Below are 21,402 nucleotides of genomic sequence, written 5' to 3'. Positions count from 1 at the left end.
CCGCGCCTCACAGCATCGAGAGGGCCAACAGCCCAATGAGCAAGGTTGTTGTGCCTTTCACGAGATAGTGCACTAGCTCGCTCGTGGCAACACGTCCCGAGGTGTAGCGACCGTAAAGGCCGCTGAAGGCACTGGCTGTGACAAGAAAGAAAAACGCGCCGCTTCCTGCAAGCAGCATTTGCTTGAGGCTGGGCATCTGCATCCCGGAGCCCTGCAGGAAGCCTTGCTGCATTGCTGCCGAGACTTCCATGCATGCACCGGTGGCGTCTCGCGGGCAGCTGCTACCCCCCAACCCGGTGCCACCGTTGCCACCCGTGCTTCCAGAGCCGTTTCCGAGCGGGTTGGTGTTGCCTGGGTTGGTAGGTCGTCCATTGGCCATCCTGTCGGCCATGTCGCATATAGATGTGCCATTGCTGTCGGCAAAGCCACGGCAAGACCCCGAGTTAATCATTCGCTGGCAGTTGCCGATGCCAAGCTGCACGCAAGCGAGCACCAGATTCCCGTCAACGGCGCGCCCATCAAAAGTGCCCGAGCCAATCAATTGGCGGACCACGCCGGAACGCATGGCGTCGGCGGTCAGTTGCGACCAAGCATCGATCTGAGCCTGCAGGGGCAGTTGGCGATACTGTTCAGGTGTCACTCCTGCATACTTGGCGATGTTTGTCCTATTCATCTGCAGGACGCCATAGCAGCAGCTGCCGTTGAATGCGCTGGTGTTGCCGCCCGATTCGACGTTGATAGCAAGGTTGGCCACAGCCTGCGCGTTCTGCTTTAGCCAGGCACTCGCATTTGGCGAGTTTTGAATGGCTTGGGTAATGTCTGAAGAGCTGACGATGGCGGCCAAAGCCACGGCTGGCAATAGCCACACAAGCTTGGATAGTCGCGGGAAAATGCGGCAGCTCATGACTAGCTCAGGCGCATAGCGCGATTGCATGCGGGAATGACTTTGCCGAACTGCCATGCCCGGAATCGAATCGTCAGGGCTGGCTGGGTCTGCTCTATGCGGTACTCGACACGGTTCTGTGATCGGTCGGTATTGGCGTACAACATGCAGTAGCCGGGGAGTTCAATGGCGCGCAGTCCAGGCCGAGGCGGCCAAGCGATGACACGCATGGTGCAGACGCTGTAGATGTCCATGGCTGCCGCGCCATTTGGTGCATCCAGGCAAAGTGTGTTGCCCGCAGCGGCGAACATGCTGAAGATGACTTTGCCCTCAGCGGTTGCGGTGTCACCCAGCAGCGCGAACGCAGGCATGCGCTTTCCTGCGCTGCCCAGTCGTGGAGCGGAAAGCTCTGTTGCCCAAACTGTCTTGAGGATCTCCCGGTCCACCGCTGTACCCGTGGACGAAAACACCGAGCTGTCGAAGACGACTTCTCGCATGGTCTCCCAGGACTGCGCGTGAGAGCTTGTCGCCATGGCAATGGCAAGCGCAGGGAATAGGGCAGAAATGAGGGGGCGAACGGAGGCGGGCGCGATCATCGTTGGTCCGCCTTCAAACGACCGCCACGCTCCAACTCCTCCATGAATTGCTCGGGCGGTGTGGCGCCAACCAAGCGCTTGCCGCTTGCCAGCACCACGGTGGGCGTGTTGTTCATGCCATAGCGCTCACCGAGCTTGAGGATCTCGACCAAACCATCGGTGTTGCACGACTCGGGCAATTGCGGCCGTGCGCCGTCCATGATGGCTTTCCACACGCCGGCACGGTCGCGTGAGCACCAGGCCATCCGTGCAAGAGATTGGCTTCGCCGATCAGTGATAGGGAAGATGAAGCGATAGATCGTCACGTTGTCGATCTGGTCGACGAACTTTGTGAAGACTCGGCAGATGGGGCAGAACGGGTCTTCGAAGAGCGCCATCACACGGCTTCCATCTCCGTGCACTTCCTTAATCGCGTGCTGCAGGGGAAGCTTGTTGAATGGAATGACCATCCTCTTGTCTTGTTGCAAGGCGGTCAGGTCTGTTTTGCTCTTCAAATCCATCAACGAGCCGCCCACAAAACTGTAACGACCCGTTTCATTCACATAGAATATCTCCCCTTCGGAAATCACCTCATAAATGTTGGTGAGCGGAGTTGTATTGATTTGCTCTACACGCACCGCTCCGTTCGTGTTTGCGTTGACGCCGGCCTTGATCTGCGCCGCAACCTTCTCTGATACGTCTGCAGCTATTGCTCCAGCCGTCAGGCCAACGAACAAAGCCGCGGCTGCGGCAAGCCTGCCTATCACTATGCGAGGCATTGCTTTGATATGTGATTGCTTTTGCATGGACCGCACTTTAGGGAGCGGTCGGCGTTGCCTCCAGCGGAAACCGTGCGTTACATACATCACGGTTTCCGCTTGACATATCAATTCCGAATTGATCTATATTTGAACTGTCGAGGTGTGTGTCTCGCCAGCCAAAGAAGGCGCCGATGAGGCGGCTTCTTCGTGCGGGCATTCACACGGGTAGATGAATGAATAATTTGCTAGTTGCCGGCACGATGGATGTTCCCGCCGGCTGGGATTTCCGTTTTGGAGATTTTCTAACCGATCTATTTTTTCAAGAGGGCCTTGCAGAAAGCACTCTTCAGGTCCTCCAGATCCAGTTGCGAGCTTTCAACGCATGGCTGTTGGAAGCGACCGGTCGCTCGTGGGAACATGCTTCGGTCGACGACCTGCAGGTATTCCTACTTAGCTGGAAAGACACCAGATCTGTTTCGGCACTACGCCTCAAACAATGGATGCTGCAGCGGTTGTACCGCTGGGCGAAAGAGTCCGGCATCGTGGACCTTGGCGTTCACCGCGCACTGCTACCACTTCGCGGGGGCTTGCGTCGCCCGCGTCGCCCACCATCCAGTAACGCGATCGCTAAGCTGATGGAGCTACCGGACACGAAAACGGCCAAAGGCATGCGAGATCGTGCAGCTTTGGAGCTCCTTTATGGATCCGGGCTACGTGCAGGAGAGCTGCTGAACATTACGCTCGATCAGGTCCCCGCCAGCGGCAAGCCCTTGCAGATATGGGGGAAGGGGAGCAAAGAGCGCTTGGTTGTCGTTGGAGAACATGCCAGGTATTGGATTGCGCAGTACAAAACGGCACGACAAGTGATCCTTGCAGCCGGAGGCCATGGCAAAAGATCCACATCCAAACTGTTCGTTAGTAGCGGACGCTATCCAGACTATCGCTACTACCAGTTGCGCAGAATGGTCAGCCGGTACGGTCGCGAATGCGGCCTTCGGTTGACACCCCACGCATTGCGACACGCCTTTGCGTCGCATCTGTACCAGGGAAAGGCGTCTCTGCACACTATCCAGCTACTGCTGGGCCATGAGCATCAAGAGACGACTGCGCACTATGTCTCTATCTTGCATGAGGATATCCGGGCCATGGCGGATCAGCATCATCCACGCAGCGCGAATTTCGAGCGCTATGTGCGTTGGTAATCTTGTACCGTTGAGGCTGAATCGGTAGCATTGCTGCATTTTCTACGCGATTGAGCTTTTGAGAGTAACTGCCGCTTTGTCTGCGCATCAGCCGGCCTAGTGCCATTCTGCATTGCTCCATTAGATCGGTGCAAAGACTCCTAATCCAACCCGGACAGGGAGCTATGTCTCCTTGTCCGGTGTTGTTTGCGCGCAGTAACGACACGGTTCCTCGTCCATTTCCGAGGAAATCCATGAGCTAGATCTTTGCGCAAAGGGAGTGCGTGTTTTCTCACACAAGAACACGTCTGACCAAGAGATCCCAGTCTTCGATATCAAAGTGACCGGGATGCTTCAGCTGTTTGCTGGGCTGACTGCGCAGCAGGTATGCATCGTGATCCTAGCCCTCCATGCAGAGCTAACCACGCAAGAACGCCTGGCTCGCATGAAGGCACCGCTTCAGTCGGGCGAGACGCTCACTATCGGCTCCTTATTTCAGGGCGGAGGGGTACGCTGGTATGCACTGCGTTGGGCATTAGTACCTCCACCTGCGGTAGTCAGCAGTGGTTAAGCCGCTGGCATTCGTGTCAACAATTTAGGCACTAGCCACATAGATAATCAGAAATTATTTATTCAACAATCCGTCATAATCAAGATCGCCTGCATTCTTCAAAAATATCAAGACCAGGATTATAAATTTCAGACTTTACGCTCATTAATCCCAGAACTGAATGGAAATAATTATCATGGCTTATCCTGGCATCAACGTCTAATAGAGCAGCACATCCCTTATCTTCGAATTTTTCGCGCTTAAATGATTCAGAGAACCAAACGATCCAAGGAATGCGTTTCTGAGCATCGGGCGCCAAACTATAAGGAAGACCATGGAGGTATATGTTATTTTCTCCCAAAGACTCGCCATGATCTGAGACATACATCATTGCAGTTGGCCTATCTGGATAGGTCTCCTTAATCCAATCAATTGCTTTCGAAATGAAATAATCAGTTTCTCTTATGCTGTTGTCATATGCATTGACTACTTGTTCTCGACTGCAGGTTTGCAGAGCTGAAGATTCACATTCTGGGAAGTAGGTTTTTCTATCTGGTGAAGAACGCTTGTAATAGGCTGGGCCATGGCTGCCCATTTGGTGAACTAAAACAACGGTTCCTTTAGCTTTACCAAGCTTTGGTAAGTTTTCAATTTTCTTTTGGAGATTGTTCAACACTGCTGCATCAAAGCAACCATCATCTCTGCAATTGATGTCACCTTTGATTATCTCTTGATTTTCAGCAGGTATTCTCGCACATACCCCCTTGCACCCTGATTGATTGTCAACCCAAAGCACATCCAGACCTGCCTTTTTTAGAACATCTAATAAATTTTCGTAATTTTCTCGTCGATCAAAGAACTTCTCCCTCGATAAGTGTGAAAACATGCACGGCAGTGACTCTGCGGTGCTCGTTCCACAAGCCCAGGCATTTTTAAATGACAAGATGTCTTTTCGACTTGATAGCAAAGGTGTGGTATCTCTTGAATAGCCATTCAACCCCAAATGATCTGAACGAGCGGTTTCTCCGACTACAAGAAATACTATAGGGTCTACAGCCCCTTCAATGTATGCTCCTTCTCCTATTTTTACCAAATCTTTTGATTTCCTCTTCTGGGAATCGTCAATTTTCTTGAAGACCGCATATAGTCCATTGTATGGGTTAATCAAATAGCGAATCTCCTTATGGTTCCTCATGGTTGAGGAGAACGCCTGAAAAGAAACGATTAGGCTTACCACTGCTATTGAAATCCCCAGGAGAGCAAGCATCAAACGCTGCAATATCAGTTTGCCAAAAGTAGATTTTGAGAAATTTCTGCGCCATATAAACCACAATGGAGGTAGCGACAGCAGCAAAATCACAAAAATCATCTGCAAATTAATCAAATCAGAGGCTTCTTTGAAGTCTGTTTGCAGCACATTAGTTATCATATTGGAATCAATAACAATCCCGTATGCTTGCATGAAATAGGCAACTGAAGCCGCACTTACGACAAAGATGCTGGCAATTGGCCTTAAAAGCCTCCCCCATCCCAAAACAGAAATCGAAAGAATATTCAAACCAATTAATATAAAAACAAAGGATATTATTAGACTTATATCCGATTCTTCACCTAATTTAGATATTTTCAGCCAAAGATAATAATTAGAAAAAATAGCAATCCATATACTAACTCCAATGATCATGCGTGTTGATTGCATGCCACTAGATAGCAGGAATTCACTTATTTTATTGAAAGTCTTCATTTTACGGAAAGAATTTAATCAAGAACTATTCAGCTTCTCAATGAAACTATTTTTGAATTTACAAAAACCCACAATAGTAGAGATAAAATCTGATCTAAACGATGACATTTAGATTACATTTTTGTCATTTTTTGAGCAAAAAAAAAGCGTGGATCGTGTCACCACGAATCCACGCCAAGAAAATATTACTGATTACCCAGCCATAGCTTGGTTACGAGCATCTCGCTGCGAAGGGGTTTCTTTTGTCAGCTCATCAATAACTTGTTGACGAGTCTTCTCGGGGCCTGTGCTCTTAACCGCAGGGTAATTTCCTGCGCGCATCCGAGTATCCCCACCATCGCGCACTGCATTCGCTGCTTCTGCACGGACTTGGTCACGGGTTTGAGAGCTCTTGAAGTGTCCAGGGTATGCTTTTACACCGGCCTCGTTATTTGTGGGGTGCCAGTACGTATCTGCGACTGCGACGCCAGGCATTGCCAGAACGGTTGCCATTGCGGCTGCGGCGGTGAGAGATGCAAAAATTTTACGGTGAGCCATTTAATACTCCTTAAGTGAATTGATTTTCTTCTCCATCTAAGAAAGTGGTCTATTCAGAGAAGATGGGTCAAGTGTAGAAAATACCCACCGACAGATTGCCAACAGGAATGTGACAATGTTGTCATATTAAGTATTGTTACAAGAAAAAAGCCATGGCCTTAGAGGCCATGGCTTTTACGAGGCGAGTAGAACTACTTGTATCAGGCTGGCTTTTCCTCAGTAGAAGCTAACACCTGCTCATCCTCCGTCTCGGAGAGATCCTTGCGGTGTATCAAGCTATAGAGCAATGGCAACACGAGAAGGGTCAGCAAAGTCGACGACAAGATCCCGCCGATCACCACTGTGGCCAAGGGGCGCTGAACTTCTGCGCCTGTGCCCGTGGCGATGGCCATCGGAACAAAGCCTAGCGATGCAACCAACGCGGTCATCAGAACAGGCCGCAGTCGGGTCAAAGCGCCTTCAGTGACTGCTTCATACAGGCGTTTGCCTTCTTCGCGCAGCGATCGGATGTAGGCAATCATCACCAAGCCATTGAGCACAGCCACGCCTGACAGTGCGATAAACCCGATCGCAGCCGAAATGGATAAAGGAATACCGCGCATCCAGAGCGCCAAGATGCCACCTGTCAGCGCAAACGGAATGCCCGTGAACACGATGAGACCATCACGAACATTGCCGAACATTGCAAACAGCAAGACAAAGACCATCAGCAATGCTGCCGGCACAACAATCGTCAAGCGTTTTCTAGCCGACTCGAGGTTCTCGAAGGTTCCGCCCCATCGGGTCCAGTAGCCGGCAGGCAGTTGCAGCGATTCGAGGCGTTGTTGTGCTTCTGTGACGAAAGATCCAATATCACGTCCGCGCACGTTGGCACTCACCACGATGCGGCGCTTACCATCCTCTCGGCTCACCTGGTTAGGGCCTGGTGCGATATCAAAACTAGCCACGGCCGAAAGCGGAACAAAACCAAGTCGGCCATCCGTACCGCGTGGAAGCGCGATAGGTAGGCGTCCTATCGCTTCCATGTCATTGCGCACTTCGTCCGGCAAACGAACCTGAATGTCGAACCGCTTGTCTCCTTCAAAAACTGTGCCGGCTTCACGACCGCCCAGTGCCGTACTGATGGTGTCTTGCACGTCACCCATGTTCAAACCATAGCGCGAGGCCTTCTCACGGTCGATTTTCACGGTGAGCATTGGCAAGCCTGTGGTCTGTTCGACCTTGACTTCAGAGGCTCCAGAAATTTGCTGCAACATGCCTGCGACGGCTTGTGCGTTCTTCTCCAGCACAGTCATGTCGTCGCCAAAAATCTTTACAGCGACATCACTACGCACACCCGATATCAACTCATTGAAGCGCAGTTGAATAGGTTGAGAGAACTCGAAATTGTTGCCTGGAACTCGATCTGCGGCTGCCTGAATTGCTGCCAACAAATCGTCTCGTGTACGTGCCGGATCCGGCCATTCGGACTGCGGCTTAAGCATGATGTAGCCGTCCGAGATGTTCGGTGGCATCGGGTCAGAGGCAATCTCCGCGGTACCTGTACGAGCAAATACCCTGTCGATCTCAGGAAACTCTTTCTTCAAGGTTTTCTCGATCTGCATTTGCATCTCAAGGGACTGGGTCAGGCTGGTTCCTGGAATCCGCAGAGCCTGAATGGCGAAGTCGCCCTCGTTGAGGTTTGGTGCAAATTCACTACCAAGACGCGTTGCCAGCAGCAGGCTTAACACCACCGCCACACCAGCGGCAGTCAGAACAACTGCAGGAGCTCTCATGACGCGATGAAGGGCTGGTGCATAAACGCGACGCGCCCAAACCATGAGGCGATTTTCCTTCTCCGCAACCTTGTTGCCCATGAAAAGAGCAATCGCCGCAGGAATGAAGGTAATGGACAGCAGCATTGCGCCAGCAAGCGCGATCACCACAGTCAGCGCCATGGGATGGAACATCTTGCCCTCTACACCTGTGAGCGCAAAGATTGGCAAATAGACCACCATGATGATCAATTGTCCAAACAACAATGGCCGACGCGCTTCCTTGGCTGCAGCAAATACTTCGTGGAAGCGTTCACTGCGCGTCAAAGAGCGTCCGCGTGCTTCTTGCGCGTGGGCAAGACGACGCACGCAGTTCTCCACAATGACCACCGCGCCATCAATGATGATGCCGAAGTCAAGAGCGCCCAGACTCATCAAGTTGGCACTGACTTTGTATTGCACCATGCCAGTAAAGGTGAACAGCATGGACAATGGAATGATCAGCGCTGTAATCAGGGCCGCGCGGAGGTTGCCTAGGAAAAGGAAGAGGATGACAACAACTAAAGCCGCACCTTCCACCAAATTCTTCTTGACCGTTGCGATAGCTTTATCGACGAGGTTTGTGCGATCGTAGACCGTGATCGCTTTCACGCCTTCAGGAAGACTGCGGTTAATCTGCTCCATGCGTGCAGCCACAGCCTGCGAGACCACACGGCTGTTCTCCCCGATCAGCATGAAGACCGTGCCAAGCACGACCTCTCGGCCGTTATCCGTGGCAGCTCCAGTGCGAAGCTCACGACCCAAGCCAACCTCTGCCAAATCACGAATACGTATGGGCTGGCCTTGAGCCGAACCCACGATCACTTCTCGAATGTCAGCAATGCCAGAGACTTGACCTGGGGCACGGATCAAATACTGTTCACCTTGACGCTCAATGTATCCAGCTCCCACATTGGTATTGTTGCGTTCCAACGCAGCAACCAGGTCAGCAAGAGTGAAACCATAGGACGCCAGCTGTTCTGGGCGAGGCGAAACCAGATACTCTTTCGCGAAGCCGCCAATAGAGTTGATTTCAGTGACACCTGGCACATTACGCAGTTGCGGTTTGATCACCCAGTCCTGTATCTCGCGCAGATCCATAGGTGTGTAAGGCGTTCCATCTGCCTTCTTTGCACCATCCTCGGCCTCAACGGTCCAAAGATAGATCTCACCCAAACCTGTAGAGATAGGTCCCAGCGTGGGAGTGACACCAGCGGGAAGATTATCACGGGCCTGTTGGATACGTTCGTTGACTAACTGGCGAGCAAAGTAGATGTCAGTGCCATCTTTAAACACTACTGTCACTTGCGACAGGCCGTAGCGCGACAGCGAGCGAGTCTGTTCCAGATTGGGCAAGCCGGCCATCACCGTTTCAATTGGGTAAGTGACTCGCTGCTCGGTCTCAAGCGGCGAGTAGCCGCTGGCCTGCGTATTGATCTGTACCTGAACATTGGTAATGTCAGGTACAGCATCAATAGCGAGGCGTTGATAGTTGTATACGCCAATAGCCGCTAGGGCCAGAACGGCAACCATGACCAGCCAGCGCTGCTCAATGGCAAATCGGATAATTCGTTCGAACATTTGCAGCCCTTGCTTAGTGTGCGTGCTCGGCTGTAGCCTTGCCCAGTTCGGCCTTAAGCATGAAGCTGCCTTCAGTCACATAGGACTGGCCGGACTTCAGCCCTTCAAGAATTTCTGTTGTCTGGGGGTCCGAGCGACCAACGCGCACGGGCTGAGCTCGGAAGCCCCCCTTGACGGGCACAAACACAACACTGTTTTGGCCGTCCAGACGCTGGATAGCACTGGAAGCTACCGCTACTGGCACTTGTTGCGAAGAGGCAGTCAACTCCACATTGACGAATAGACCTGGGCGCCACGCGCCTTCAGGATTCTCTAGAGTGATTCGAGCAGGAGCAGTACGTGTTTCCTGACCAATCAGAGCACCCACGTAAGCAACCACCCCAGTCGCAGACGACGAGAATGCTGTCGCCTTGACAGTTGCTTTTTCCCCAACCTTCACGGCGGGCAAGTCAGATGCTGCAACCCTCATTTCAGCCCAAACGGAACGCAAGTCTGAGATTGTGAAAACTTGGGTAGTGTCCTGAACAGCTTCACCGACGGCGAGATGCTTCTCGACGATCACTCCGTCAAAAGGAGCCCTTAGTTCAAATCGGTTTAGTGCACCGCCTCCGCCTCCGGCGCCGTTAGCCGCCAATTTTTGTTGAGCATTTGAAACGGCAATTTCTGCCTCGCGCAGTGTCTGCCGAGCCTGCAAGTAATCCTGTTCAGCCGATACCTTCTCCTCCCACAGCTTTTGCTCTCTGGCATAGCTTGTACGCGCCAGTGCTAAGCGTTGGCTAGCGGCTTGAAGTTCACTTCGTTGCTCAGAAACAGCCGCACTGCTCAACACAGCCAGCAACTGCCCCTTCTTTACAACCTGGCCGAGATTGGCGGGTACCGAGTCGACGACGCCAGGGACTCGAGGGACAACGTGAGCCGTTTTGTCTTCGTTGAAGCGTATTTCCCCCGGAAGTTGCAGTACTGAGCGAACAGTTGCAGAGCCGACCTCTGCGGTTCGAATGCCTGCAGCCTGCATACGCTGCGAATCCATTTGGATAAGACCTTCATCGTCATCATGAGCACCTTCGGCGCTTTTCTTCTCTGCAGACTTGGCTCCGTCGTTTTGCTCTTTTTCATCATGGTGCTCACCATCTGCGTGCCCTTTTTCATCTTTGTGATCACCGCTTTGCTTCTCGCCGTGATGTTCTGTGTCTGCGTGGCTAGCGGCTTCTGAGTGCCCCTGACCTCCGGCACCTTTAGCACTGCTGCTGTCCGGACCACTGCGAAGAATTAGTGCAGCAGAAAGAGCGCCAACTACTAGGATTGCAGCAATTGCAATCTGAGTGCGCCGAGTCCCAAATGGAGATGATTTTGTATCGTTCATGTTGATGATCTGTGCAAAAAACTTACTCGTCTGTTGTGCCCAACAAGCGTTCGATATCGGCCGAAGCACGATGTGTGGCCATTAACTGGTCCAGGTATTGACTACGTACATCAAACAAAGAGCGTTGCGCGTCAAGTACGTCCAGATAGCCGAATTTCCCTAGCGCAAAGCCTTTGCTTGCCGCCTCATAGGCGACTTGTGCAGTCGGCAGCACGCGTTCAGACAGTTGGATAGCTTGTTTACGACTTGCCTCTAGCGTCTCTCGCGCCGCATAAAGTTGAGACTGAAGTTCCAACCGGGTAGCTAGCAAGCGCTCTTCAGCTTGGTCAGCCAGGCGGAGGGCTTGCAACTGATTTCCTCGATTGGTATCGAGCACAGGCAAGGGAATGGAGACGCCGACTACGAGTTGATTGCCGGTCTCTTGAGCGCGCTTCATACCTAGACTCATCGTTGGGTCAGGAATTCGCTTTGCGCGCTCCAGATCTGCGGTCGCCCGGCTCTGTTCAACAGTGAAGCGAGCTTGCTGAATGGAAGGCGACTGTTCCAAGCGGCTTTGAAGAGACCCAATTTCCGGAACAGGAGGTAACGCGTCAAGTTTGCCTTGCGCATCACCAAATACAGGGCCTCCTTCTCCGATAAGGGCCTGTAATTGTTGACGAGCCACTCGTTTTGCGGCCTGAGCTTGAGCTTGCTCCAGTTCAGCACTGGACTCAGCTACGCTGGCCCGGTTGGCCTCTAGGGGCGCTGCCTTGCCCGCTGCTACACGCTTTGATGCGGCCTCACGCGCGCTTCGTGCGATGTCAAGAGTCTGTCCTGCGAGGACCTCACGCTGCTGTGCCACTAACAACCCGAAGAATGCGAGTCGGACATCTGCGACAAGGTTAGCTTTGGCGGCATCCAGTTCCGCTTCAGCCACATCTCGGCCACGTGCTGCAGCACGCATGCGAGCATCGCGCTTGCCGCCGATTTCCAGCATTTGGGTCCATTGCACTGTAGAGGTGCGCTTATCCCTGCTGGTATCTTCTTGTGAATACGATAGCGCTGGGTTAGGCCTCGCCTTACTTTGCAGAACAGCTCCATCGCTGGCCTCAAGACCGCGCTGGGCAGCTCGTAAACGGGGGTGTTGGTCGATAGCGCGTGCGACTGCCGTGTCAAGAGTCAGCGGTGCCAGAGACGCCTTATTGGCAGGATTGTCCTGCGCTATGCCTGCCACGCCAGTTAAAGCCAAACTGGTGAACAACAACGCATGACGCAACGCACAAGCTGCTCGGCCAGCGCGATGAGACGACGAAGAAATCATTGTTAAAACTCCTACCCGTGCAATCGAAAGTCTGCCGGGCGTTACTTTGCCCAAGTGAGGAATAGAAAGCGGGTGGGCGCTGCCACTCTAATAAAGTGCTCCCCTCACCATCCTGACAGCCGGATGACAAATTTGTCATTTTCAAAATGCGTGCACCTATCTCAGAATAGTCAGCATGAAAATCCTGGTTGTAGAAGATGAGATCAAGCTCGCCGATTACCTAAACAAGGGTCTGGCGGAGGAGGGCTTCACTGTGGATGTAGCCCATAACGGTATTGACGGTCTGCACCTGGCCAGTGAAATGGACTACGACCTGATCGTGCTTGACGGCATGCTTCCGGGCATCGATGGCCTAGCCGTGCTAGCTGCGCTGAGGCAAACGAAGCAAACACCTGTACTGATGTTGACTGCTCGTGGCCAAGTGGAGGATCGTGTCAAGGGACTGCAGTGTGGCGCCGATGACTATCTCGTGAAGCCATTTGCGTTTTCTGAACTGGTCGCACGCCTGCATGTGCTATTGCGGCGCAGTGGCCCCAGTGTGGCCCAAGCCGCCCCGGAAGCGACAACTCTGCGCTTGTCTGACCTAGAGTTAGACCTGATTCGTCGTAGGGCTACACGGGCGGGCCAAAGAATCGAGCTTACGGCCAAAGAGTTCAATTTGCTAAGCCTTCTATTGCGCCGTCAAGGGGAGGTTCTATCAAGAACAGAGTTGGCATCTCAGGTTTGGGATATGAATTTCGACAGTGAAACCAACGTGGTAGAGGTCGCTGTCCGGCGGCTGCGACTAAAGCTTGATCAGCCTTTTGAGCATCATCTCCTCCACACCGTCCGTGGCATGGGCTATGTGCTCGAATCTCGCACAACATGAGCAAGACCGCTGCACCACATTTAGCTCGACGTTTAGCCCGCGCCTTAGCACTGCAAACCATTGTCGGCCTCGGTTTTGTATGCATTGCTGTCTATTTTGTGATCTCCGTCACGCTGTCGGAACGTCAGCAAGACACCTTAGATCACAAGAAAACAGCAATCGAGCACCTGTTAAGCGAGAGCCGAGGGGTTCACTCCCCAGAGGCCTTGAACCACATGCTTAACGACTTCGTCACGGGGCATGACGAACTGTCTTTACGCCTGGTGCCAACCTCCGGTAAAAGCGCATTTGAACTTTTGCGCCAACCTGAAGATGACGACCGGGTTGCAGTTCGCAAATTTTCAGTGGAAGTTCCGACAGTTAACGACGGCCTGCAGCCAATGCAAGCGGTCCTGTTGCTAGACCGTAGACCAGATGACCGACTGCTTAATCGTCTGGCCTGGACCCTGGGCATTGCCGCCGTGGCGGGTGCATTGCTGGTCTCATTTGCGAGCACATGGCTTGTTCGCATAGGACTCAAGCCTTTACGCCTACTGGTGGATCAAACGCGAAGCCTTTCTGCGCAAGACTTGCATCGCCGTTTAGATGATAGCCATCAACCTCAAGAATTAAGACCATTGATCGCACAGTTCAATGCATTGCTTGACCGACTGGCCATCGCCTATCAACAAATGGAGGCGTTCAATGCTGACGTGGCACACGAACTAAACACACCGTTGACCACCTTGATCAGTAGTTGCGAGTTGGCGCTTCGTAAACCGCGTAGTGCTGTTGAACTACAGGACATCTTGGCCTCCAACCTAGAGGATCTACAGCGCATGGCTGGAATCGTGGCAGACATGCTGTTTCTGTCACACGCAGACCGCGGTACTGAAGCGCGGCGATCCGCCAAAGTGAGTCTTGCAGAGCTTGCCTCAGAAGTGGCCGAGTTCCATGAGGCAGTACTTCAAGAAGCGCACCTTCAAGTTCTAATCGATGGAGATGCAAGTGTTGCTGTGGATGCGCGTTTGGTTCGCCGTGCACTATCCAATCTTTTAGGCAACGCTTCACGCTATGCAGAACCCGGATCAACGATCACTATCGAGATCTCCCAAAGCGTAGTGGAGACACCAGATGGCAAACGTGACAACGTTAGCATTGCGGTGATCAACCGAGGAGCGGAGATCGATCCCATCCATCTGCCACGCCTGTTTGATCGGTTCTATCGTGCTGATGCGTCCCGCGCACATGCAAATCTCAATCACGGCTTGGGATTGGCCATCGTTGCAGCTATCGCACGGATGCACGGCGGTACCACTTTTGCAATCTCTTCAAGCGGGATCACCAAAATTGGGATTTCCTTACCTGAATCACCTATTGCATCGCCCGATACCTTTAAATCTCCTTCATGAGAGTGCCCCTAGGCAGGTAGACATACCTGGTCAGCCCTTTTGAGCATAGGAGGCATTCCATGAGTGCACAGCGGTTTACGCCGGAATTTAAGAGGGAGGCGGTCATGCAAGTCACGGAGAAGGGGCTCTCGGTGGCTGAAGGTATAAATAGGTTTCGATAGCCTCCTGAATCTCCGGAATGAGTCCATCGCTTATCTTCGAGTAGGCATAGGACTGTGCGTATGACTAGGCATACAGAGACGATTGAGGAGATTCCCCGGGACCAGCGTTGGTCCGCTGCCGAGAAGGCTGCCTTTGTTCGCAAAACGTATGAGCCGAGCATGAGCGCCTCGCTTCTGCCCCGCTAGGAGGGCGCGTCGGCGAGCTTTCTATTCAGTTGGCGGCGGCTGGATCGCGAAGGCTCGCTGGTGGCCGTGAGTGCCGGCGAAGTGGTTGTGGCGGCTTCGAAGCTACCGGCAGCTCGCGCCGACATCGCCAAGCTGCAACGTGTGTAGGGGGACCTAGGAGAACGAGATCCTCAAGGAAGCCGTGGAGCTCGCCGCAGAAAAAAGTGGATTGCGCGCTCGCCCTTGTTGCCTGTGAACGACCAATGACGTCGGTCTGCTCGGTGCAGGGCGTGTCGCGCTCGATTCTGCATGTGCGGCATCACCGCTCTGGCCACTGGCAGGACAGCCGCAGAAGCCGAACTCCAACCCCGGATGAGCTCTTGCTGGCCGACCTGCGGCGCCACATTGCCGAGGCTATCGCCGCGGCGGTGCGCTGCTCGATCGAGAGAGGCGATCGCAAGGGCAACAGGCGCCGAACCAAAAGCGCGCATCCACTGGGCCATGGCGCAGCATCGACTGGTGTTGGCCAAAGAGCCCAAGCGGCGGCATTCGAGCCGCATTCACGCTGGTCACGTCAGTGTGCCGATGAGCAACATGCGCAGGTGCTCTGACGGCTTTGAGATCAAGTGCGATTCGGGGGGCAGTCACAGCCTCCTTCGCAAAGGACTGCTACGACAGAGAGATCCTGGTCTGGCGAGCTTGGGAGGGAGAGGGACTTGCGGGAGAGCCTGTGCCCCACAGGCTGGTCAGGAGTTGTAGTTGCAGTGACTTAGGATCGAGTTAACGCTCTACTGTCGATGCAGGATTCACCTTCATCAGTCTTTCCACTCCGCACAACAAGGTTCGTAGGCTAAAAAATCCAGGCGTCGTCGCGCGCAGTAGTCCGAGAAATCTTCGCGAGGCTAGAGCTAACATGCAGGATGCAGACCAAGAGCTGGAGCTCGCTCCCTCCGCTGTAAGCGTGAAGACTCGTTTTATGCGATGCATGATGCGCATCACGGTGAAGCGTTCCAGCACCTACGGCGAAAATTAAATAGTATTTTTATAAATCAAAGAACCCCAAACTACCAGGCAAAAAATAATTGTCATTAATACAGAAGCACTCCCCAAGTCTTTGGCTTTCCTGGAAAGCTCGTGATATTGGAATCCTACTCTATCTATTGCAGACTCTATCGCAGAATTAATTACTTCAACGATCATCAAAAACCAAATACAAGAGATCAGAAGCAATTTCTCCATCATGGATCGCCCAATCAATTGAGCCAATGGAAGCGAAATCATAAACAATATCACCTCAAGGCGGAATGCAGGCTCTAACCACGCATCCTTTATACCCGACCATGAGTACTTTGATGCATGCCAGACTCTAGAAAATCCTTTTCTATTCTTTTGAATATTATTAAAGATGTTGGCTTTCGAGTTGTTTTCCATTTTTAACAGTATATTTCTTGATGCTAAAGAATATAAACAAAAGTGTGGCAATCAACCAACAAATGAAAATCGTGGCAATGTCATGAGAAATGAAATGGGCTCCTCTCAATTGTTGAGAGATACCAAATGTCAACCCAACCATAATGCCGCACAGCAATCCTAACCATCGATACTTAGGGATGATCATCTTAAAGAAGAAATATAAACTAACCCAGGCATAGCCAGCGCTCGCATGACCAGCCGGAAAGCATTTTCCGCTCCCCATTTCTTGAGGCCTGTGCTCGAAAAGACCAATAAAAGGGCGATCGCCACCAAATTGATTTAAATTCCATGGACAATCCATATTTGTTAATGCCTTAAGAAGGCTCACCAAAATTACACTGACCAAACAAGATAAAATCAGGTAAAGCAGCGGAGACCGCCATTTTTTTCGCTGCTCAGATTTGGAGGCAAGTACAAATATATATAGTGCAATGATCACAACGATTGCTAGGGTGCTCAGATGCTTTCCACCCTTATGAAGCAATTTGTTTGTAACCCAATGATCATTCAATGACCATTCATAACCCTGGAGTGCGTATATCTTCGCGGCAACGAGACTATCTCCTCCTAGATACATGAAATAATAAAAAGTTAGCGCCAGGAAAGTAATCGGAATCAGCAAATGATTTACAAAGAATTTTTTATTTATATTATTTGACATCTTCCATCTTATCGCTTTTGAACATATTCATTATTTCCAACAATGAAATTTTTGAAAATAATCTTGTCGCGAATTTTATTTTCACTACTACTTGAATTAAAAAAAGAGCGCAAGTAAATGCGCTCTGTGAATGACCAACTTAATAAAATTATACTAATTTCGATAGCATTTGCCCCATCTCTACATATTCATCGACAGCTTGACTCATAGCGAATTGCGTACGGATGGCATTAGCTGTAAATGAAGCTCTCTCTTGATCGAGATCAACCGTATTTCTATCCATGGCATTCTGAGAAACAGGGCGAAATGCAATCTGAGGATCAATTGATGTTGGAGCTATGTTACCGAGGTGAGACTTATTCGTAGACTGCACTGTCAGCATTTGCCTTTGCGTCTCTTCAAGCGCAGCCTTGAAGTCTATATCTTTCGCCTGATATCCAGGAGTGTCAGCATTCGCAATATTGCTTGCTAATACTTCCATCCTCTTAACTCTAAGATATAGAGCGGCATCCTCGAATCTAAGAGAATCCATAGGATTTTTCTAGTAAATTTCGAAGCCTCAATGGTAGCTAAATTGCCTTCCCCGCAAGATTACATTTTTGACACTATTCAGCCATTTACATGGTCTGAAGATTACATTTTTGACACCTTTCTGTAATCTGAACCTTCAGGAGAACAGAGATCAACCCACCGATCAGCTGTTCTCCAAAGTTCTAAGCAGACTTTCCGCAGTTTGCGCAAAAACGCGATCCAAGCGCCATCTGGACGCCGCATGCATTGCAGGCCTGGGGGGCTAGGCCGCTTCCGCACTGTTGACAGAACCGTGCTTGGGGAGAGCTTTGAGTTCGGCAGTTAGGACAAATGATCCCACCGGACACTCTTGGATCGTTGTAGGAGGCGGGTGTCCGTTTTTGATGATGACCATTCCCATGCTGATCGCCACCAGATCGGTGATGGCCTCCGAGTAGGCGTTCAAAAAAGCTCATAACTATCCTCACAATTCAAGTTGGTGCACACGAAAAACCTCTGTCGAATTCAGGACTTGGACACTTTTCCAAGCAGCCTTAGCCCATTGACGACAACTAGGAGACTTGCCCCCATATCAGCGAATACAGCCATCCACATGGATGCATTCCCGAACACTGCCAAGACTAGAAATACCGCCTTGATGCCAAGAGCAAGAGTGATGTTTTGCCAAAGGATCGCATGGGTGGATCGAGACAGCTTCACTGTCTCAGCAATCCTTCGCAAGTCATCATTCATCACGACGACGTCGGCTGCTTCCATCGCGGTATCTGTACCGGCGGCACCCATGGCAACCCCGACGTCTGCTTGGGCCAGCGCTGGGGCATCATTGATACCGTCGCCCGTCATTGCGGTGAGTCCATACTGGCTCTGGAGGGTTTTGATGGCAGCTAGCTTGTCCTCCGGCAACAAGTTTCCTCGTGCTTGCTCGATACCAGCCTCACTGGCTACTGAAGAGGCGGTGGCTTGGTTGTCTCCAGTCAGCATGACTGGGGTGATACCAAGCGCTTTCAATTCAGATATAGCTTCACGAGAGGAGCCCTTAATCGTGTCGGCAACTGCAAACAGTGCGATGACTCGTTCCGGGTCGGCAAGCAATGTGACAGTACGGCCGGATTCTTCATGCCGCTTGAGCGTGGCTTCAAGCTCTGAGGAGCATTGGCCACGTTCTTCAATCAAGCGATGATTCCCTAGTACATAGACTGTTCCACTCAGTTCGGCCTGCACACCTCGTCCAGCAAGTGCCGTGAAGTTCTGAATGTCTGCGCTGTTAGGCTTCAGGCCCGCTGCGATGGCGCGCGACACAGGATGATCTGAGTGGCCAGCGAGAGCTGCTGCCACCGACTCCGCGGTATCAAGGCTGCTCGCGGCATCAACCAACGACCAGTCCACAAGGCGCGGCTTGCCCTCAGTAATTGTTCCGGTCTTGTCCAGCGCGATTGCCTTAAGCTTGCGCGCCTCTTCCAGATAGATACCGCCTTTGATCAAAATACCACGGCGGGCTGCCGCCGCTAAGCCGCTCACAATCGTCACTGGTGTGGAGATTACGAGTGCGCAGGGGCAAGCAATAACTAGCAGAACCAGTGCCTTATAGACGGCCTGCATCCACGTCCAGCCGAGTAGCCAGGGGCCTACCAATGCTACGACTACGGCGATAACGAAAATTGCAGGTGTGTAAATTGCAGCAAATCGATCAACGAACCCCTGAGTAGGCGCTCGAGTCGCTTGTGCTTGCTCAACGGCATGAATAATCCTCGCCAACGTCGAGTTGGAGGCCAATGCAGTAACTTCAAACTCAAAGGTTCCAGACTCGTTGATGGTGCCTGCAAACACTGGGTCACCCGCCGCCTTGTCAACGGGGATACTTTCACCAGTTACGGGGGCCTGGTTGATGCTCGTTTGCCCTGTCTGAACGACTCCATCCATAGGAACGCGCTCACCTGGCTTGACTCGCAGCGTCGAGCCCACTGCGATTTGTGCAACTGCGACGGTTAGCCAACTACCGTCACTTTGGAGAACCGATGCTTGGTCCGGAGCCATCGCAAGCAACCCCTGAATGGCATTGCGGGCCCGATCGACTGCTCTCGCCTCGATTGCCTCGGCGATGGCATACAACGCCATCACCATCGCCGCTTCAGGCCATTGACCGATGACGAACGCACCAGTCACAGCAACAGTCATCAATGCATTGATGTTCAGCTTGCCACGACGAAGTGCTCCAAACCCTTTTTTATAGACGTCAAAGCCCGCAAGCCAAATCGCAATCGCGGCGACCGCAAAGCCGGCGACTTTCCAAGCCATGGTTTCTGGCGCGAAGTAGCCGACACCTTCAGCAGCGATAGCAAGAGCAAGCGCCGCGACCAACTTTGGAGTTGTGCCACGCACAAGCTCATGGTCGTGGCCATCTCCAGCTGCATGGCTTGAGTCCGCCGTGTTTGATGAGATCAGCTTTGGCTCAAAGCCCGCTTCAGTGATCGCCAACAATGCGGCAGCAAGGGCATCAGTGTCCGCGTCAATTTTGAGAGTCCTCTGCGAGAGCTGGAATCGGAGTCCCCGGATACCTGCAATTGGTTCAAGTGCACGACGTATCTCAGCTTCCTCGCCAGCGCAGTCCATTGTCGGAATGCGGTAAGTTAGCCCTCTATCCAACGGAGCTGCCACCGGGCTCGGGGTAGTGTGTGAGCTGCAGCAATCCGTTGTGGCGGTACTAAGCGTGTTGTCATCAATGTTTGGGTGCTTCATACTCGATCTCCTGTTGACAATGTGGCAATTTAAAACCCTGTAGTTGGTATAGAGTCAACTCATTTCGAGGTGGTCCATGAAGATTGGTGAACTGGCTGAGGTCACTGGTACGGCGGTTGAGACCATTCGCTTTTATGAACGCGAGAAGTTGTTGCCTTCGGCTGCTAGAGCTGAAAACAACTACCGGATGTACTCGGCGGAGCACATAGGCCAACTTGCCTTCATTCGACGCTGCCGGTCACTGGATATGACACTTGATGAAGTACGTGCTTTGCTCTTGCTACGCGAGTCATCTGCGAAGGACTGTGCAGAAGTCAATGCACTCTTGGACACACACATAGAACATGTCACTCATCGCATTCAAGAACTGAATGCTCTCGTCACTGAACTTCAGACCATTCGTGCAAGCTGCAGCGCTCCAAAGGCGCTTTCTGAATGCGGCGTTCTTGCAAGACTGGAGACAAGCTCCACGACAAGCAGCGCGTCTACTCGCCCCCAGCGCCATATCGACGGCGCGCACTAGGGAGCCATGCGCCGACCAATTGACCGAGTGGATGCGGCAGGCTCTCATGGCTTTCTATTGTGGTAGACAAGAGCAGCAATCAATGGCGTTCGAGCTCATTGTTTGCAACGTAGATCTTTAGCGTGCTGCCTGCAAACGCTGCGGGTGCGATCTTCGACAACTCGATGGGCCTGTGACCCATCACATCAAATTTCCAGATGAACTGTTCCCCGCCATTGGTGAACGCAACCGTCTCTCCACACACAAGATTGAGATATTGAGTGCTTCGTGTTGTGTCAACAACGCGTGTGACCTGAGACGCAGCACCTGCTCGTCCAAATGTTTTGTCTGCACCGCGTGTAGTCGAGTTGGTCTTTGCAGTCGTGCTTCCAGACTGACCAACGAAACTGCTTTCATTTGCCGATGCTGTCATCCCGACGGTGGCTGAGGACAGCAGGATCGAAGCCAGAATTGCGAGATTAGTTTTCATGATGAAGAGTCCTTTATCAATTACTTGAAGAGTGTCTGAGCGCCTTTCTACCCAGACACATCAAATATATAGACAGGCACTTTACGCAATATAGTCTGCAACATGATATTTTTGTAATCTACAGCGTGAATTAACCTGATTACTAAAATGTAATCT

Annotated in this window: 18 protein-coding genes; 4 read left to right on the top strand and 14 right to left on the bottom strand. The window is 52.0% G+C overall.

Translation table 11 applies throughout. The features are described from left to right. Nucleotides 1–7 precede the first annotated feature (7 nt). From FSY59_RS17065 to FSY59_RS17055, 3 genes are read right to left on the bottom strand one after another with little or no spacing between them, the layout of a single operon-like run. Nucleotides 8–904, bottom strand: a complete 897-nt coding sequence (locus FSY59_RS17065) for a hypothetical protein (protein WP_019042141.1) — start codon at nt 902–904, stop codon at nt 8–10. Between the two features lie 2 nt (nt 905–906). Continuing rightward, the gene (locus tag FSY59_RS17060) at nt 907–1,479 is read right to left on the bottom strand and encodes a hypothetical protein (RefSeq protein ID WP_019042140.1); all 573 of its coding nucleotides are present in this window, start codon (nt 1,477–1,479) and stop codon (nt 907–909) included. Beyond that, a complete protein-coding gene (locus FSY59_RS17055) occupies nt 1,476–2,237 on the bottom strand; it encodes a DsbC family protein (RefSeq protein WP_019042139.1) in 762 nt (253 codons plus the stop codon). The genes FSY59_RS17060 and FSY59_RS17055 overlap by 4 nt, the downstream gene beginning before the upstream one ends. A gap of 215 nt (nt 2,238–2,452) precedes the next feature. Here FSY59_RS17055 and FSY59_RS17050 point away from each other — a divergent pair, with 215 nt between their 5' ends. Continuing rightward, on the top strand, nt 2,453–3,421 hold the full coding sequence (locus FSY59_RS17050; RefSeq protein WP_231879659.1) for a tyrosine-type recombinase/integrase: 969 nt from the start codon (nt 2,453–2,455) through the stop codon (nt 3,419–3,421). Between the two features lie 629 nt (nt 3,422–4,050). On the opposite strand, the gene FSY59_RS17045 is transcribed toward FSY59_RS17050, so the two are convergent. From FSY59_RS17045 to FSY59_RS17025, 5 genes are all read right to left on the bottom strand, one after another. Next, the gene (locus FSY59_RS17045; RefSeq protein WP_230629845.1) at nt 4,051–5,634 is read right to left on the bottom strand and encodes a phosphoethanolamine transferase; all 1,584 of its coding nucleotides are present in this window, start codon (nt 5,632–5,634) and stop codon (nt 4,051–4,053) included. A 252-nt stretch (nt 5,635–5,886) separates the two neighbouring features. Further along, entirely contained in the window at nt 5,887–6,231 is a 345-nt protein-coding gene (locus tag FSY59_RS17040) for a DUF4148 domain-containing protein (protein ID WP_019042316.1), read from the bottom strand. A gap of 200 nt (nt 6,232–6,431) precedes the next feature. After that, the gene (locus FSY59_RS17035) at nt 6,432–9,605 is read right to left on the bottom strand and encodes an efflux RND transporter permease subunit (RefSeq protein WP_019042317.1); all 3,174 of its coding nucleotides are present in this window, start codon (nt 9,603–9,605) and stop codon (nt 6,432–6,434) included. A 13-nt stretch (nt 9,606–9,618) separates the two neighbouring features. Continuing rightward, nucleotides 9,619–10,968, bottom strand: a complete 1,350-nt coding sequence (locus FSY59_RS17030) for an efflux RND transporter periplasmic adaptor subunit (RefSeq protein ID WP_029158349.1) — start codon at nt 10,966–10,968, stop codon at nt 9,619–9,621. 22 nt (nt 10,969–10,990) lie between these two features. Beyond that, on the bottom strand, nt 10,991–12,268 hold the full coding sequence (locus tag FSY59_RS17025; RefSeq protein ID WP_019042320.1) for a TolC family protein: 1,278 nt from the start codon (nt 12,266–12,268) through the stop codon (nt 10,991–10,993). Between the two features lie 175 nt (nt 12,269–12,443). On the opposite strand from FSY59_RS17025, the gene FSY59_RS17020 reads away from it, so the two are divergent. Further along, entirely contained in the window at nt 12,444–13,136 is a 693-nt protein-coding gene (locus tag FSY59_RS17020) for a heavy metal response regulator transcription factor (protein WP_019042321.1), read from the top strand. Beyond that, the gene (locus FSY59_RS17015) at nt 13,133–14,527 is read left to right on the top strand and encodes a heavy metal sensor histidine kinase (protein WP_019042322.1); all 1,395 of its coding nucleotides are present in this window, start codon (nt 13,133–13,135) and stop codon (nt 14,525–14,527) included. Before FSY59_RS17020 ends, FSY59_RS17015 begins: the two co-directional genes overlap by 4 nt. Before the next feature lie 1,355 nt (nt 14,528–15,882). Here the strand turns inward: FSY59_RS17015 and FSY59_RS17005 are convergent. The 5 genes from FSY59_RS17005 to FSY59_RS16985 all read right to left on the bottom strand — a co-directional run bounded on the left by FSY59_RS17005 (nt 15,883) and on the right by FSY59_RS16985 (nt 20,254). Next, nucleotides 15,883–16,284: a diacylglycerol kinase gene (locus tag FSY59_RS17005; RefSeq protein WP_019042324.1), complete on the bottom strand. Its 402-nt coding sequence runs from the start codon at nt 16,282–16,284 to the stop codon at nt 15,883–15,885. Then, nucleotides 16,253–16,987: a phosphatase PAP2 family protein gene (locus tag FSY59_RS17000; RefSeq protein ID WP_034356759.1), complete on the bottom strand. Its 735-nt coding sequence runs from the start codon at nt 16,985–16,987 to the stop codon at nt 16,253–16,255. The genes FSY59_RS17005 and FSY59_RS17000 overlap by 32 nt, the downstream gene beginning before the upstream one ends. 148 nt (nt 16,988–17,135) lie before the next feature. Further along, a complete protein-coding gene (flgB, locus tag FSY59_RS16995; RefSeq protein ID WP_019042325.1) occupies nt 17,136–17,519 on the bottom strand; it encodes a flagellar basal body rod protein FlgB in 384 nt (127 codons plus the stop codon). A gap of 181 nt (nt 17,520–17,700) precedes the next feature. After that, the gene (locus FSY59_RS27930) at nt 17,701–17,973 is read right to left on the bottom strand and encodes a zinc ribbon domain-containing protein (RefSeq protein WP_080571249.1); all 273 of its coding nucleotides are present in this window, start codon (nt 17,971–17,973) and stop codon (nt 17,701–17,703) included. Between the two features lie 49 nt (nt 17,974–18,022). Then, on the bottom strand, nt 18,023–20,254 hold the full coding sequence (locus FSY59_RS16985; protein ID WP_029158351.1) for a cation-translocating P-type ATPase: 2,232 nt from the start codon (nt 20,252–20,254) through the stop codon (nt 18,023–18,025). 76 nt (nt 20,255–20,330) lie between these two features. Here FSY59_RS16985 and cadR point away from each other — a divergent pair, with 76 nt between their 5' ends. After that, nucleotides 20,331–20,777, top strand: coding sequence for a Cd(II)/Pb(II)-responsive transcriptional regulator (gene cadR, locus FSY59_RS16980; RefSeq protein WP_019042328.1), 447 nt, complete (start codon nt 20,331–20,333; stop codon nt 20,775–20,777). A gap of 79 nt (nt 20,778–20,856) precedes the next feature. Here cadR and FSY59_RS16975 read toward each other — a convergent pair whose 3' ends face one another. Beyond that, the gene (locus tag FSY59_RS16975; RefSeq protein ID WP_080571250.1) at nt 20,857–21,246 is read right to left on the bottom strand and encodes a CzcE family metal-binding protein; all 390 of its coding nucleotides are present in this window, start codon (nt 21,244–21,246) and stop codon (nt 20,857–20,859) included. Nucleotides 21,247–21,402 lie beyond the last annotated feature (156 nt).

Origin of the sequence: Comamonas sp. Z3 (assembly GCF_008121565.1) — a bacterium.
GTDB lineage: Bacteria > Pseudomonadota > Gammaproteobacteria > Burkholderiales > Burkholderiaceae_C > Comamonas > Comamonas brasiliensis.
Note: the sequence above shows the minus strand (reverse complement) of the source record. Positions and strands in the feature narration are given on the sequence as shown.

Coding starts and splice junctions, on each gene's coding strand:
- FSY59_RS17065 (WP_019042141.1), bottom strand. CDS start 904: ATGAGCTGCCGCATTTTCCCGCGACTATCCAAGCTTGTGTGGCTATTG.
- FSY59_RS17060 (WP_019042140.1), bottom strand. CDS start 1,479: ATGATCGCGCCCGCCTCCGTTCGCCCCCTCATTTCTGCCCTATTCCCT.
- FSY59_RS17055 (WP_019042139.1), bottom strand. CDS start 2,237: ATGCCTCGCATAGTGATAGGCAGGCTTGCCGCAGCCGCGGCTTTGTTC.
- FSY59_RS17050 (WP_231879659.1), top strand. CDS start 2,453: ATGAATAATTTGCTAGTTGCCGGCACGATGGATGTTCCCGCCGGCTGG.
- FSY59_RS17045 (WP_230629845.1), bottom strand. CDS start 5,634: ATGATCATTGGAGTTAGTATATGGATTGCTATTTTTTCTAATTATTAT.
- FSY59_RS17040 (WP_019042316.1), bottom strand. CDS start 6,231: ATGGCTCACCGTAAAATTTTTGCATCTCTCACCGCCGCAGCCGCAATG.
- FSY59_RS17035 (WP_019042317.1), bottom strand. CDS start 9,605: ATGTTCGAACGAATTATCCGATTTGCCATTGAGCAGCGCTGGCTGGTC.
- FSY59_RS17030 (WP_029158349.1), bottom strand. CDS start 10,968: ATGAACGATACAAAATCATCTCCATTTGGGACTCGGCGCACTCAGATT.
- FSY59_RS17025 (WP_019042320.1), bottom strand. CDS start 12,268: ATGATTTCTTCGTCGTCTCATCGCGCTGGCCGAGCAGCTTGTGCGTTG.
- FSY59_RS17020 (WP_019042321.1), top strand. CDS start 12,444: ATGAAAATCCTGGTTGTAGAAGATGAGATCAAGCTCGCCGATTACCTA.
- FSY59_RS17015 (WP_019042322.1), top strand. CDS start 13,133: ATGAGCAAGACCGCTGCACCACATTTAGCTCGACGTTTAGCCCGCGCC.
- FSY59_RS17005 (WP_019042324.1), bottom strand. CDS start 16,284: ATGGAAAACAACTCGAAAGCCAACATCTTTAATAATATTCAAAAGAAT.
- FSY59_RS17000 (WP_034356759.1), bottom strand. CDS start 16,987: ATGTCAAATAATATAAATAAAAAATTCTTTGTAAATCATTTGCTGATT.
- flgB (WP_019042325.1), bottom strand. CDS start 17,519: ATGGATTCTCTTAGATTCGAGGATGCCGCTCTATATCTTAGAGTTAAG.
- FSY59_RS27930 (WP_080571249.1), bottom strand. CDS start 17,973: ATGAGCTTTTTTGAACGCCTACTCGGAGGCCATCACCGATCTGGTGGC.
- FSY59_RS16985 (WP_029158351.1), bottom strand. CDS start 20,254: ATGAAGCACCCAAACATTGATGACAACACGCTTAGTACCGCCACAACG.
- cadR (WP_019042328.1), top strand. CDS start 20,331: ATGAAGATTGGTGAACTGGCTGAGGTCACTGGTACGGCGGTTGAGACC.
- FSY59_RS16975 (WP_080571250.1), bottom strand. CDS start 21,246: ATGAAAACTAATCTCGCAATTCTGGCTTCGATCCTGCTGTCCTCAGCC.